This is a genomic window from Micromonospora sp. AMSO31t, assembly GCF_008868175.1.
Lineage (GTDB): Bacteria > Actinomycetota > Actinomycetes > Mycobacteriales > Micromonosporaceae > Micromonospora.
In genome coordinates, this window is the sequence record NZ_WBKT01000073.1 from 1 (window position 1) to 12,266 (window position 12,266).

General features: G+C 73.9%; 12 protein-coding genes. 5 read left to right on the forward strand and 7 right to left on the reverse strand.

Translation table 11 applies throughout. From position 1 onward, the window contains the following. Positions 1-1,063, forward strand: a 1,063-nt coding sequence (locus F8274_RS17485; protein ID WP_225853846.1) for a hypothetical protein, incomplete at its 5' end; no start/stop codon positions are given. Positions 1,064-1,106: 43 nt separating this feature from the next. On the opposite strand, the gene F8274_RS17490 is transcribed toward F8274_RS17485, so the two are convergent. From F8274_RS17490 to F8274_RS17505, 5 genes are all read right to left on the reverse strand, one after another. After that, positions 1,107-2,528, reverse strand: a complete 1,422-nt coding sequence (locus tag F8274_RS17490; RefSeq protein WP_151463465.1) for a WGR domain-containing protein — start codon at positions 2,526-2,528, stop codon at positions 1,107-1,109. A gap of 124 nt (positions 2,529-2,652) precedes the next feature. Further along, positions 2,653-3,165 carry an endonuclease domain-containing protein gene (locus F8274_RS32000; RefSeq protein WP_225853847.1) on the reverse strand — a complete coding sequence of 171 codons (513 nt, stop codon included), beginning with the start codon at positions 3,163-3,165 and terminating at the stop codon, positions 2,653-2,655. Beyond that, positions 3,119-3,604, reverse strand: coding sequence for a hypothetical protein (locus F8274_RS32470; RefSeq protein WP_305070074.1), 486 nt, complete (start codon positions 3,602-3,604; stop codon positions 3,119-3,121). The genes F8274_RS32000 and F8274_RS32470 overlap by 47 nt, the downstream gene beginning before the upstream one ends. Before the next feature lie 77 nt (positions 3,605-3,681). After that, entirely contained in the window at positions 3,682-5,061 is a 1,380-nt protein-coding gene (locus F8274_RS17500; protein WP_151463466.1) for an FAD-dependent oxidoreductase, read from the reverse strand. A gap of 40 nt (positions 5,062-5,101) precedes the next feature. Further along, the gene (locus F8274_RS17505; RefSeq protein WP_151463467.1) at positions 5,102-6,250 is read right to left on the reverse strand and encodes a glutamate--cysteine ligase; all 1,149 of its coding nucleotides are present in this window, start codon (positions 6,248-6,250) and stop codon (positions 5,102-5,104) included. Between the two features lie 323 nt (positions 6,251-6,573). Here F8274_RS17505 and F8274_RS17510 point away from each other — a divergent pair, with 323 nt between their 5' ends. From F8274_RS17510 to F8274_RS17525, 4 genes are all read left to right on the forward strand, one after another. Further along, the gene (locus tag F8274_RS17510; RefSeq protein WP_151463489.1) at positions 6,574-6,843 is read left to right on the forward strand and encodes a DUF6412 domain-containing protein; all 270 of its coding nucleotides are present in this window, start codon (positions 6,574-6,576) and stop codon (positions 6,841-6,843) included. Positions 6,844-6,959: 116 nt separating this feature from the next. Beyond that, positions 6,960-7,679: a membrane protein insertase YidC gene (locus F8274_RS17515; RefSeq protein ID WP_151463468.1), complete on the forward strand. Its 720-nt coding sequence runs from the start codon at positions 6,960-6,962 to the stop codon at positions 7,677-7,679. A 101-nt stretch (positions 7,680-7,780) separates the two neighbouring features. After that, positions 7,781-9,205: a carbohydrate-binding protein gene (locus F8274_RS17520; protein WP_151463469.1), complete on the forward strand. Its 1,425-nt coding sequence runs from the start codon at positions 7,781-7,783 to the stop codon at positions 9,203-9,205. 135 nt (positions 9,206-9,340) lie between these two features. After that, on the forward strand, positions 9,341-10,906 hold the full coding sequence (locus F8274_RS17525) for a cellulose binding domain-containing protein (protein WP_151463470.1): 1,566 nt from the start codon (positions 9,341-9,343) through the stop codon (positions 10,904-10,906). Positions 10,907-10,919: 13 nt separating this feature from the next. Here the strand turns inward: F8274_RS17525 and F8274_RS17530 are convergent, their stop codons facing one another. Both F8274_RS17530 and F8274_RS17535 read right to left on the reverse strand, forming a co-directional pair. Beyond that, positions 10,920-11,582, reverse strand: coding sequence for a DedA family protein (locus F8274_RS17530; RefSeq protein WP_151463471.1), 663 nt, complete (start codon positions 11,580-11,582; stop codon positions 10,920-10,922). Positions 11,583-11,664: 82 nt separating this feature from the next. After that, positions 11,665-12,264, reverse strand: coding sequence for a DUF1349 domain-containing protein (locus tag F8274_RS17535; protein WP_151463472.1), 600 nt, complete (start codon positions 12,262-12,264; stop codon positions 11,665-11,667). Positions 12,265-12,266 lie beyond the last annotated feature (2 nt).

Sequence of the window (12,266 nt, forward strand, 5' to 3'; positions counted from 1 at the left end):
CGGGCGGGCGGCGCCTGCGCCGGCCGGGAGCCCCAGCCCGTCGACGCCGTTGCCGGAACCGCGGCCGACCGGCCCGTGGCAGGGCGTGTGCAGGGCCGAGCTGCTGCCCGTCCCGGGCGACCCACGGGGCGCGGTCACCGGCGGTGACCCGGACGGCCGGTGGCTGGTGGGTCGCCGGGCCCCGCAGGGGCAGGGTCGCGTGGATTTCGGCCTGCTGATCTGGGAGGGGGACCGGGTCCGGGAGGTGGAGATGCCGGGCTCGGGGCAGGAGTTGACGGATGTCAACCGGGCAGGCCTGGCTGTGGGTTCGTCGTTAGGGGCCGGCAGCGGTTTGCGGGCGTGGGTGGTGCGCAACGGCGAGGTCATCGGCCTGCCCGGAGAGATGCCCGCGGGTGCGATGGCCGTCAACGACGCCGGCCGGATCGTCGGCTACCGCAGTCTGGGAGCCCCCTGGGAGCCGGGGACCAAGCGACTGCCGGTGGTCTGGGACTCGTACCAGAACCGGCCGGTCGACCTGCCACTGCCCGGCCCGAAATGGGAGGGCACGGCCGTCGACATCGACGAGGACGGCACCATCCTGGCCGCCATGTCCGACGGGCACCCGGACAAGCCCACCCGCGCGGTGGTGTGGCGTCCGGGCGCCGCCCGGCCGGAGGTGTTGCCGTTGCCGCGGGTGCCCGGCGGGAAGGCCGACCGGTTCCTGCCCCTGTCGTTGGCCGGTGGCTGGGTGACCGGCACCGCCGAACGCGACACCAAGGTGGTTCCCCGCAACGGCATAACCAGGTACCCGGTGCGGATCGACCTGCGGACCGGGCGGGCGGAGGTGCTGGAGGGCGTTCTCTGGGCCGGGACCGGCAACGGTCGGGGCTGGCTGGCCGGTTGGGTCGCCGATGACGTCCCCGGCGTGATCACCGATACGAGGTCGGTGAAGCTGCCCGTGCCGGACGGCTGGCGCGGCGAGCGGCAGGGCGGGGTGACCAGTTTCAGCGACGACGGCCGGGTGCTCGGCGGGAAGCTGGAGTCCGACGACCAGGTCCGGCCGGTGCGCTGGACCTGCCGGTGACCGGTCCGGGGGCGGTCCCGCACCGCCCCCGGACCGGAGCTTTTCAGCGCAGTCGGCGGATGTCGCCGTACGCCCGGTAGAAGCCGCCCCGCCCGGCCTCCCGGACCTCGGTCACCAGGTAGCGCGCCCCCGGCTCCCGGATGCCCTTGGGGAACTGCACCGACCAGTCGCGCCGGTAGCCGTCGGAGAGCACGTGGATGCGCATCCGGCCGCCCTGCTCGACGCACTGCACCATCACGCCCGACCGGTCGTCGGTGGTCACCTCCACGCTGGTCCAGGCGGCCGGCTCGGGCAGCCGGGCCGGGGCCTTCACGTCGACCACCTCGGGCACGCTGCCCGCCTCGGCCGCCCGGATCGCCGGCTCGCTGGCGTCGACGCAGGCCAGGTAGCCGCCGGTCGTCACCACGTAGAGCCGCTCGTCGTGGTACTGCATCGAGTAGGCCGAGCCGCAGCCGGTGCCGAGCTTCCACAGCCGGTTGCCGGCCTCGTCGAAGCAGTAGATCGAGGAGGCGCTGTCGCCGGCGAAGACGTAGCGGCCGCCCTCGGCCGTGGCGCAGGAGAAGACCGCCGAGTCGCACCGGTAGGTCCGCTCGGCCCGCCCGTCCTTGCGCAGCCGCACCACCTCGCGGGTGCCGGTGCCGGCGAACACGGCGTCACGCTCCTGCCAGCCGAAGAGCACCGCCCCGGTGCGGGTGTGCCACAGCTCGCGCCCGGTCCGCCAGTCGTAGCCGGTGACCCCCTGCGAGTGGCCGTGGTAGAGGGCGTCGGTGTCGCAGCGCACCATCCAGGCGGAGCGGCCGCGGCCCGGCCGGCGCCAGAGGAACTCGTCCTCGTGGTCCACCGCGGCGATGCCGCCCTCGCGGTCGGAGACGCCCAGCACCCCGTCGTGGATGTCCAGCCAGTAGATGTCGATGTCGGGGGCGATCGCGTACGCCACCCGGGGCACCTTGCCGGAGAGGTCGTAGACGTTGCCGTCGTCGCAGCCCGCGTAGATCCAGGCGTCGTCGGCGACGATGCACTTCACCCCGTCGGGAAGCCGGACCTGGTGGAGCACCCGCGCGTCGTGGTCGAGCGTGGTGATCACCCCGTGCTCGTTGCCCACCAGGCAGGTCTGCCCGTCGATGAAGATGCCGAACGCGGGCGCGCCCGAGGCGTAGCGCCAGAGGACCGGGGCGGTGCGGGCGGTCGAGCGGGTGCTCACGATCTGCCGGCGGGAGACCGTCCGCTTCGGGCGTACGCCGGGCACCGCCGGCGCGTAGCCCTTGCGGATCTTCTCGCCGATCTTCTTGGCGGCGGCGGCCCGGGCGCGGGCGTTGTCCGGGAAGGCGCTGGTCTTCACCTGACCCTGGTCGCCGATCCGGCCGTAGCGCACGGTCATCGTGATGTCGTCGACCACGACCTCGTAGAACTTGTGCGCTCCTCCGTCCACTTCGGACAGTTCGAGGTAAGTCGTCTCCTGCGACATGAAGAGCCTCCGAGGGGGAAGTGCCGGACCCGGCAAAGCCCCCACAAGGTAAACCGGCCCATCGACAAAGAACTTCGGGTGCGCCTGGTGCCGCTGGAACGACAACAGACGCACCCACAACGGCTCAGGGGCGCCACCCGGCCGCGGTCAGGGCGGCGCGGAGTTGCGCCACCACCTCGTCCGGGCGGTGGCGGACGTCGAACGCGGTGAAGCGGAGGATCCGGTCGCCCTCGATCCAGACGCGGTTCTGTCGACGCAGGTCCGCCGCCCAGTGCCGGACGTCCATGTGGTGCGCGCCGTCCACCTCGACGTGCAACCGCCAGCGCGGCCAGTAGGCATCCAGGTAACGCTGCCGGCCGTCGGCGTCCCGCCGGCGCGCCTGCCCGTTTGGTACCGGCAGGCCATGACGGCGGCAGAGCCGGACCAAGTCGATCTCGGACAGCGCCTCGGCACCACCCGCCACATCGCGCAGCGTCTCCCGGATCAGGCGCCGCCGTCGCGCGCGGGGCATCCGGTCCAGCACGGCGTCGATCTCCGCCGGGGTCGTCCGGCGCTGCTGACAGCCGGCCGCGAGGATTCCCTGCGCCTCCTTATCGGTACGCGCCCACTGTGCCGCGTCCACCAGGGATCGCGCCATGCTCGTCCGGTCCGGGTCGGCCCCGCTGGTGATCGGCCGCGGCGAGATGGCGGACCCGGCGCACCCGTACCGCCGGCAGGCCCAGCGGGAGCCGTCGCAGCAGGTCGGCCGCCCGCCGCTGGTGCGGGACCAGCACGTCCACCGACTCATACCGCCAGGTGCCCCGCAGGCCGCCGGCCCGGGCGGCTGCCAGCCCGGCGAGCAGCGCCCCCTCGCCCGCCGCCAGCACCGCCACCCACCACTGCTGGTCCAGGGTGAACGGGCCGTCCGGGGCGGCGCGGAGGACCCCCCGACACACCCGCTGCCAGCGGCCGCTGGCCAGCAGATGCCGCACCTTCGCCGGGGTCAGCTCCGTTGCCGCCTGGCCCCAGGTGAGCAACCCCGACTGGGCGAACAGCATCCACTCCAGCCCCGACGCGTCGTCCCCCGGCACCCGCACCGGTCGATCCCAACGCGCTGTGGGTGCGTTTGTTGTCGCCCCGGCGACAACAACCGCACCCGAAACCCGACAGGGGACTAGCGGCCGCCGTGGGAGAGGGCGTCGACGGCCTTGCGGGCCGCGATCAGCACCGGGTCCCAGACCGGGGCGTACGGCGGCGCGTAGCCCAGGTCGAGCGCGGTCATCTCGTCCACCGTCATGTTGTTCCACAGCGCCACGGCCAGCGCGTCGATCCGCTTGGCCGCCTCGGACCAGCCGACGATCTGGGCGCCCAGCAGCCGGCCGCTGGGCCGCTCGGCGATCAGCTTGACCGTCATGGGCCGGGCGCCCGGGTAGTAGCCGGCCCGGTTGGTCGACTCGGCGAGCACGGTGACGAACTCGAAGCCGGCCGCCGTGGCGTCCCGCTCGCGCAGGCCGGTCCGCCCGACCTCCAGGTCGCAGACCTTGGTCACCGCCGTGCCGATCACGCCGGGGAAGGTCGCGTAGCCGCCGCCGATGTTGATCCCGGCGACCCGGCCCTGCTTGTTGGCGTGGGTGCCGAGCGGGATGTGCATCGGCATGCCGCTGACCCGGTGCAGGCTCTCCACGCAGTCGCCGGCCGCCCAGACGCCGTCCGCCCCGGGCACCCGCATCCGCCGGTCGACGCGGATCGCCCCGGACGGGCCGAGCGGCAGGCCGGCGGCCGTGGCGAGCGCGACGTTCGGGCGTACGCCCAGGCCGAGCACCACGACGTCGGCCGGGATGGGCCCCTCGTCGGTGACCACCGCGGCGATCCGCCCGTCCCGTTCGTCGAGGCCTGTGACGGTCAGGCCGGCGCGGATGCCGATGCCGGTGCCGCGCATCGCCTCGGCCACCAGTTCGCCCATGTCCGGGTCCACCGTGGACATCGGCTGGTCGGCCTGTTCGACGAGGTCGACCGGGAGCCCGTGGTGCAGCAGCGCCTCGGCCATCTCGACCCCGATGTAGCCGCCGCCGACCACCACGGCGCGGCGGGGGCGGGGCTCGCGTTCCAGCCAGTCCAGCAGGGCGGTGCCGTCGTCGAGGGTCTGCATGCCGAACACCCCGGCGACCCCGCCCCGCGCCCACTCGGGCTGGATCGGGGTCGCGCCGGTGGCGTAGACGAGGGTGTCGAAGCCGGTGCGGGCCTCGCCGCCCCTCTCCAGGTCCCGCGCGACCACCTCGCGGCGGTCGAGGTCGATGGCGGTGACCTCGTGCCGCAGCCGGACGTCGATGTCGAACTTGTCCCGGAAGGTGGCCGGGTCGCGGGCGACAAGCTGGTCCCGCTCGGGCACCAGCCCGCTGACCCAGTAGGGGATTCCGCAGGCCGAGTAGGAGGTGAAATGACCGCGCTCGAAGGCGACGATCTCCAGGTCGTCCCGGTCGCGGAGGCGCCGGGCCTGGGACGCCGCCGACATCCCGGCGGCGTCCCCGCCGACGACGACCATCCGCTCCACCACGACGCCCATCCTGTCACGCGCGCCGGGCCTGCGGGGGCGCTCAGCCCCGGGTCTGCCGGGCCACGTCCGCGACCACGTCGACCAGCTTGCCGGTACGCGCGAACACCGCCCGTTGCCGCGCCGCGCCGCTGCCGTGCCGGCGCAGCGCGCCCAGCAGGTCGGTCACCCGGTCGAGGTCGCCGTGCCGCTCCAGTTCCGGGCGGACCCGCTCGACCAGCCCGTCCAGCAGTTCCCAGGCCGGGCGCAGCTCGCCGTCGGTCAGGTCGACGCCGTCGCCCTCCAGCCCGTCGTGGGCCGCCCGCCAGTGCGCGGCGACCAGCAGGTGGTGGTCGGTGTTGATGGCCGGCCGCCCCTCGGCGATCTCGGTCATGGCGGTGGCCACCAGGGCCCGGACCAGGGCGGCGACCAGCACGGCGTCGTCCACCGACGGGCAGACGTCACCGATCCGGATCTCCACGGTCGGGTACTTGGCGGACAGCCGCGCGTACCAGTAGAGCATTCCCTCGTCGAGCATGACGCCGCTGGCGATGAGCTGCCGGATCAGCCGGTCGTAGTGCTCGTGCGACTCCAGCCAGGGGGTGGGCGCCACCGACGGCCAGCGCTCCCACTCGACGGAGCGCCAGCTCGCGTAGCCGGTGTCCTCGCCCTTGGCGAAGGGGGAGTTGGCGGTGACCGCGTGCAGGATCGGCAGCCAGGGTCGGACGTGGTTGAGCACCTGCACGCCGGTCTCCGCGTCCGGGATGCCGATGTGCACGTGCATGCCGTTGTTGCCCGGGCCCGGCACCAGCAGCCGGAACCGCTCGATCATCCGGTCGAAGCGGGGCTTGTCCACCACCGGCGGCACCGGCCCGTCCACCGGCCCGGTGCCGATGGCCAGGAGCAGGACGCCGGCCCGCTCGGCGGCGGCCGCCAGCTCGGCGCGGAGCATGCCCAGCGAGTGCCGGATCGAGGAGAGCTCCAGCCCGGGCGGGCTGCCGATCTCGATCTGGCTGGTCTGGAACTCCCGCTCCACCTGGCCCCGCAGCTCGGCCGGCACCTGCTCCATGACCAGGTCGACGGCGGGCACCGCGGTCCCGGTGTGCGGGTCGACGAGCAGGAACTCCTCCTCCACGCCGACTGTCAGCAGGTCCGTGCCGCCTGGTGCGGCGCTCCGTTCCCGCTCCGCCACTGACCCGCTCATCGCGACCACCGTCCACTCCGCACCGGCCGCGGCACCGTGCCGCGGGGTCGATGCCCTGTTACCCACCGTGTCGACGGGGGGAAACGCGCCGGACGGCGTGTCGCCGGCTACGCGCCGGTTCACGTCCCCCGTTCGTGGGTCGCGGAGCCCGGCGGGAACGCGGATTCCGCCCGCGGCGACGAGCCGCCCGCGGCCGCCGGCGGTTGCGCCCGCCCTCGGCGCGTCGCGTCGCGCACCGTGACGACCGGCGCCGAGCGGGTGGTGGAACGGCCGGCGGTGGCGATCGCGTCCCGGGACGTGACAGCGGGTTCTAGAGTCGGCGTGTGGTCGGGATGCTGGTGACCGGGACGTGGGCGTACGCGCTCACGCTGCTCGCGGACCGCCCGGCCGGTCTGCTGGCCGGCGCGGCGGTGGCCGCCGCGCTGCTGCTCGCCGCCTTGCTCGCGCTGCGGGTCCGGGCGCTGCCCACGCCTCCCGCCGGCCGGCTCGCTGTCGCCCTGCGGGCCCGGGCCCGGCACCGCCGGGTGCCCCGCCAGGTCGACCCGGACGCACCGGGGCGGCCGCGTCCCCGCGCGCCCGGGCTGCGCCCCTCGGCCGCGTAGCCACCTCGCCGGGTCCTTCTCCGGCGCATCCTCGCCGCGCGGCCGGTTCCGTCGTCATCCGTCCCGCGGGACCGCCGTTCCGCCGGGGCATCCGGAATCGGACCGAGGGGTCACCCATGCTCGCCTTCGCACCACTGCACGCCGCGGCGTCCGCCGCCGGCACCGTCGTCACCTGGCTCGCCGGCACGCTCGCCCCGCTGGCCGGCGGGGCCGCCACGGCCGCCGCGATCGTCCTGTTCACCATCGGGGTCCGGCTGCTGGTCTCGCCGCTCACCCTGGCGCAGGTCCGGGGGGAGCGGCGCCGCGCGGCGCTCGCCCCCGAGGTCCGAGAGATCCAGCGGCGGTACGCCGACGACCCCGGCCGCCTGCAGAGCGAGTTGTTCGCGCTCTACCGGCGGGCCGGGGCGAGCCCGGTCGCGGGCTGCCTGCCGGCGTTGTTGCAGGCGCCGTTCTTCCTGGTCATGTACCGCCTCTTCGCCACCGGCGACGGCCACCCCCGACTGCTGGACGAGAAGCTGGCCGGCGTACCCCTGGGGTGGCATCTCGGCGACGGGCTCACCGGCCCGGTGGTGGCGGTCTTCGGGGTGCTGTTGGCGGTGCTCCTGCTGCTGGCCTGGTGGTCCTCCCGGCGGGCGCGCCGGGCGGCGGCGGCCACCGGCACGATCGCCGGCGCGCCCACCGAGGGCCCGGGTGCGGCGGTGCTGGGCCGGCTCGTGCCGCTGCTGCCGTTCACCACGGTGCTGGTGGCGCTGGTGGTGCCGCTCGCGGCGGTGCTCTACCTGGTCACCACGACGGCGTGGACGGCGCTGGAGCAGGCGGTGCTGCGCCGGCCCTAGCCGGAAGGCATCGACGCACGTTGACAAGTGTGGGGGCGGGCGCGTAGAAATCGCTCCAAGAGAGCGCTCTCTCATGCCCGTCCCCGCAGAGAGGCACCCCGATGAACCCTGTCCCGGCGGCCACGGCCGCCCCCTCCGCCGTGCGCCGGTCCCGCCGGCGGCTCTCCCTGGCGGCCGCCGTGCTCGCCACCACCACCGCCCTCGCGACGGTCACGATGACCGCGCACGCCGCCGTGCCGCCGCCGCCCGCCGGCTGGAACCTCGTGTGGAGCGACGACTTCACCGGCGCGGCCGGCACCCTGCCCTCGTCCGCCAACTGGATCATCGACACCGGCACCAGCTACCCGGGCGGCCCGGCCAACTGGGGCACCGGTGAGATCCAGACCTACACCAACAGCACCGCCAACCTGGCCCACGACGGCGCCGGCAACCTGCGGATCACCCCGCTCAAGGACGCCTCCGGACGGTGGACCTCGGCCCGGATCGAGACCGTCCGCGCCAACTTCAAGCCACCGGCCGGGGGAGTCCTGGCCCTGGAGGGCCGGATCCAGATGCCGAACGTGACCGGCGCGCAGGCCGCCGGCTACTGGCCGGCCTTCTGGGCGCTCGGCGCCCCGTACCGGGGCAACTACCAGAACTGGCCGGGTGTCGGCGAGTTCGACGTGATGGAGAACGTCAACGGCATCAACTCGGTCTGGGGCGTGCTGCACTGCGGCGTCGCCCCGGGCGGGCCGTGCAACGAGTTCAACGGCCTCGGTGCCTCCCGCGCCTGCCCGGGCAGCACCTGCCAGTCGGCGTTCCACACCTACCGCTTCGAGTGGGACGCCTCGATCAGCCCCCAGCAGCTGCGCTGGTACGTCGACGGCCAGCTCTTCCACACGGTGAGCCAGAGCCAGGTCGGCGAGCCGTACTGGGGTCAGATGACCAACCACAGCGGCTACTTCATGCTGCTGAACGTGGCCATGGGCGGCGGCTTCCCGGACGGGGTGGCCGGCTCCGCCACGCCCACGGCGTCCACCGTCTCCGGCCGGCCCATGGTGGTCGACTACGTGGCCGCCTACACGCGCGGTGGCGGCGGCACGCCGTCGCCGACCCCGACCACGCCGCCGCCCGGCGGGGTGGTGGACGCGTACTCGACCATCCAGGCCGAGGCGTTCAGCGGGCAGAGCGGAGTGCAGGTGGAGACGTGCGCCGAGGGCGGCCAGGACATCGGCTGGCTGGCCAACGGCGACTGGGCCCGCTACGACAACGTGGAGTTCGGCGCCACGCCGCCGAAGGACTTCGTGGCCCGGGTCGCCTCCGGCGCGCCGGGCGGGGTGAGCGGACTCGTCCAGGTGCGGGTGGACAGCCCGACCAGCGCGCCGATCGGCAGCTTCGCGGTCGCCAACACCGGCGGCTGGCAGAGCTGGCGCTCGGTGCCGGGCAACGTCGCCGCGGTCACCGGCCGGCACACCGTCTACCTGACCTTCAGCAGCGGCCAGCCGGCCGACTTCGTCAACGTCAACTGGTTCACCTTCCGGCGCTGAGCGGCCGGTCCGGGGGTCCCCGCGGGGGCCCCCGGGTCTGCCTCTGGACAGAAACAGTTAACAGTCTTAATAATGAGCGCACGTCGACGGTCGTAAATGCCCACCCTCCACCACAACGGTCCCCTGGAGGACGCCGTGAGACTCCGCTCCACCCGCCTGGCGACATTCGCCGTCGCGCTCGCCACCGCACTGGTCGCGGGCACCGTGCTGGCCGCACCGCCCGCCTCCGCCGCCACCGCCGCCTTCGTCCGCACCACCACCTGGGACACCGGGTACGAGGGCAAGTTCACCGTCACCAACAACACCTCGGCCAGCATCTCCTCGTGGAACGTCCAGTTCGACCTGCCCGCCGGCAGCACCCTCGGCTCGTTCTGGGACGCCCGGCTGACCACCTCCGGCCAGCACGTGACCGCGGTGAACCAGTCCTGGAACGGCACCCTCGCCCCGGGCGCCAGCACCACGTTCGGCTTCAACGTGAACGGCACCGGCAACCCGACCAACTGCACGGTCAACGGCGGCTCGTGCAGCGGCGGGGGCGGCGGCAACCCGGGCGCACCGGCCACCCCGGGCGGCCTCCGGGTCACCGGCACCACCAACACCTCGGTCTCGCTGGCCTGGAACGCCGTCTCCGGCACGGTCACCGGCTACCGCGTCTACGAGGGCGGCACCGTGAAGGCCACCGTCACCGGCACCTCGACCACGGTCTCCGGGCTGGGCGCCTGCACCGGGCACAGCTACACGGTGGCCGCGTACAACGCCAGCGGTGAGTCGGCGAAGTCGGCGGCCGTGTCGGCCACCACCACCGGCTGCACCGGCGGAGGCGGCGGCGCGATGGCCGCGGCGCCCTACCTCTACCCGGGCTGGGGCGACCCGCCCGCGCCGTCGACGGTGATGGGCGCGACCGGGATCAAGTGGTTCACCATCGCGTTCGTGCTCTCCGGCGGCGGCTGCACCCCGGCCTGGGACGGCAGCGGCCCGCTCACCGGCGGCACGCACGCCAGCACCATCGCCGCGATCAAGGCGGCCGGCGGGGACATCATCCCGTCCTTCGGCGGCTGGAGCGGCAACAAGCTCGGCCCGAACTGCTCCTCGGCGAGCGCGCTGGCCGGCGCCTACCAGCAGGTCATCAACGCCTACGGCCTCAAGGCCATCGACATCGACATCGAGAACAGCGACGAGTTCGAGAACGAGGTGGTGCAGGACCGGATCCTGGACGCCCTGAAGATCGTCAAGCAGAACAACCCGGGCATCAAGACGATCGTCACCTTCGGCACCTCGACCACCGGGCCGTCGTACTACGGCACCCGGCTGATCAACCAGGCCGCCGCGAAGGGCGCCAACATCGACGTCTTCACCATCATGCCGTTCGACTTCGGCGGCGGCGCGAACATGTACCAGAGCACGGTCAACGCCGCCGAGGGCCTGAAGAACGCCCTGAAGACGGCCTTCGGCTGGTCCGACGCCACCGCCTACGCCCACATGGGCGTCTCCGGCATGAACGGCCTCTCCGACCAGCAGGAGCTGACCACGCCGGCCACCTGGACGCAGATCCGGGACTGGGCCAAGGCCCGCGGGCTCGCCCGGTTCACCTTCTGGTCGGTCAACCGGGACCGGCCCTGCCCGGGCGGCGGGGTGGTCTCCAACTGCTCCGGCATCGCCCAGAACACCTGGGAGTTCACCAGCATCACCGCGGGATTCTGATCCCGCGCCGCGGTCAGCGCCCGGCGGTCACCGACTGCCGGGCGCGCCGCCGGCGTACCTTCTTGACCACCCAGGCCGCGACGGTCACCGCGAAGACCGCGAAGATCGCGTAGTTGAACCAGTGGCTGTAGCGGTCGACCTCCTGCCACCGCGAGCCGAGGGCGAAGCCGGCCCCGACGATCAGCGCGTTCCACACCCCGCTGCCCAGCGTGGTGAGCACGATGAACTCGCCCAGCGGCATGCGGTTGGCGCCGGCCGGCACGGAGACCAGGCTGCGCACCACGGGCACCACCCGGCCGAACAGCACCGCCCACCGGCCGTGCCGCTCGAACCAGCGGTCGGCCTTCTCCAGGTCCTCCCGGTCCACCAGGGGGATGTGGTCCAGCCAGCGCTTCAGCCGTTCCTCGCCGAGCGCGGCGCCGAGCCAGTAGAGGACCAGCGCGCCGAGCAGGGAGCCGGCCGTCGCCGCCAGCACGATCAGCACCACGTTGAACCGGCCCTCGGCGGCGAGGTAACCCGCCATGGCCAGCACGACCTCGCTCGGGATCGGCGGGACGATGCTCTCCAGGGCGACCAGCAGGGCCACCCCGACCGCGCCGAACGAGTCGATCACGGTCGCCACCCAGCCGGTCAGCCCGGTGAACTGGTTCGGGTCGACGTCTTGGGCGAGTGCCATGGGCGTCCTTCCGCGCGGTGCCGGGGATCCGGAACTGGTACCCGGATCAGGCCCGGTCACACCTGCCGGTTGGGCCGCCGGCTCAGCCCTCCGGGTGCAGCGCGGCGTCCGCCGGCCCCCGCCGCCAGCCGGTGAAGCGGACCACCAGGCCGCCCCGGCTGGGCGAGCAGCAGTACGGCCCGGCCGCCGCCTCGGCCTCCGGGTCCAGCGGTGCCACCCGGACCAGGCGCCACGGCTCGGCGGCCACCCGCGCGCGGACGGTCAGCGCGTCCCCGGCCCGGCTGACCCGGACCGTCACGTCCCGCCCCGACCACTCCGGCACCGGGGCCACCGACCAGTCCGACCGCTCGTCGGTGACCACGGCGCCGACCTGCGGCTGCCCGTCGCTCACCTCCACACCGGCCTTGGTCCAGCGCCGCTCGTCCACCCGGACCAGCACGCCGGCCTGGTCGAACTGGGCGGCGTAGTCGAGCCGGAAGCTCACCTCCACGGCACTGTCCACGGGGAACGGGGCGAGCAGCGCCGAGCCGTCGTCGTGCACGAAGCCGTAACTGGTCCGCCGCCAGAAGTCGCTGCCCCCGCGCGGCTCGACGAGCAGCGCGTCACCGGCGGACCCGGTGCGCTCCGGCGGGTTGAGCCAGGTGCCCGCGGACCAGTCGAGGGCGTGCGTGTCGGCGTTCATGC

Excerpts from the sequence above, each read along its gene's own strand:
- F8274_RS17490 (WP_151463465.1), bottom strand. The coding sequence starts at position 2,528 with ATGTCGCAGGAGACGACTTACCTCGAACTGTCCGAAGTGGACGGAGGA.
- F8274_RS32000 (WP_225853847.1), bottom strand. The coding sequence starts at position 3,165 with ATGGCGCGATCCCTGGTGGACGCGGCACAGTGGGCGCGTACCGATAAG.
- F8274_RS17510 (WP_151463489.1), top strand. The coding sequence starts at position 6,574 with ATGCTGGTGACCGGGACGTGGGCGTACGCGCTCACGCTGCTCGCGGAC.
- F8274_RS17515 (WP_151463468.1), top strand. The coding sequence starts at position 6,960 with ATGCTCGCCTTCGCACCACTGCACGCCGCGGCGTCCGCCGCCGGCACC.
- F8274_RS17520 (WP_151463469.1), top strand. The coding sequence starts at position 7,781 with ATGAACCCTGTCCCGGCGGCCACGGCCGCCCCCTCCGCCGTGCGCCGG.
- F8274_RS17530 (WP_151463471.1), bottom strand. The coding sequence starts at position 11,582 with ATGGCACTCGCCCAAGACGTCGACCCGAACCAGTTCACCGGGCTGACC.
- F8274_RS17535 (WP_151463472.1), bottom strand. The coding sequence starts at position 12,264 with ATGAACGCCGACACGCACGCCCTCGACTGGTCCGCGGGCACCTGGCTC.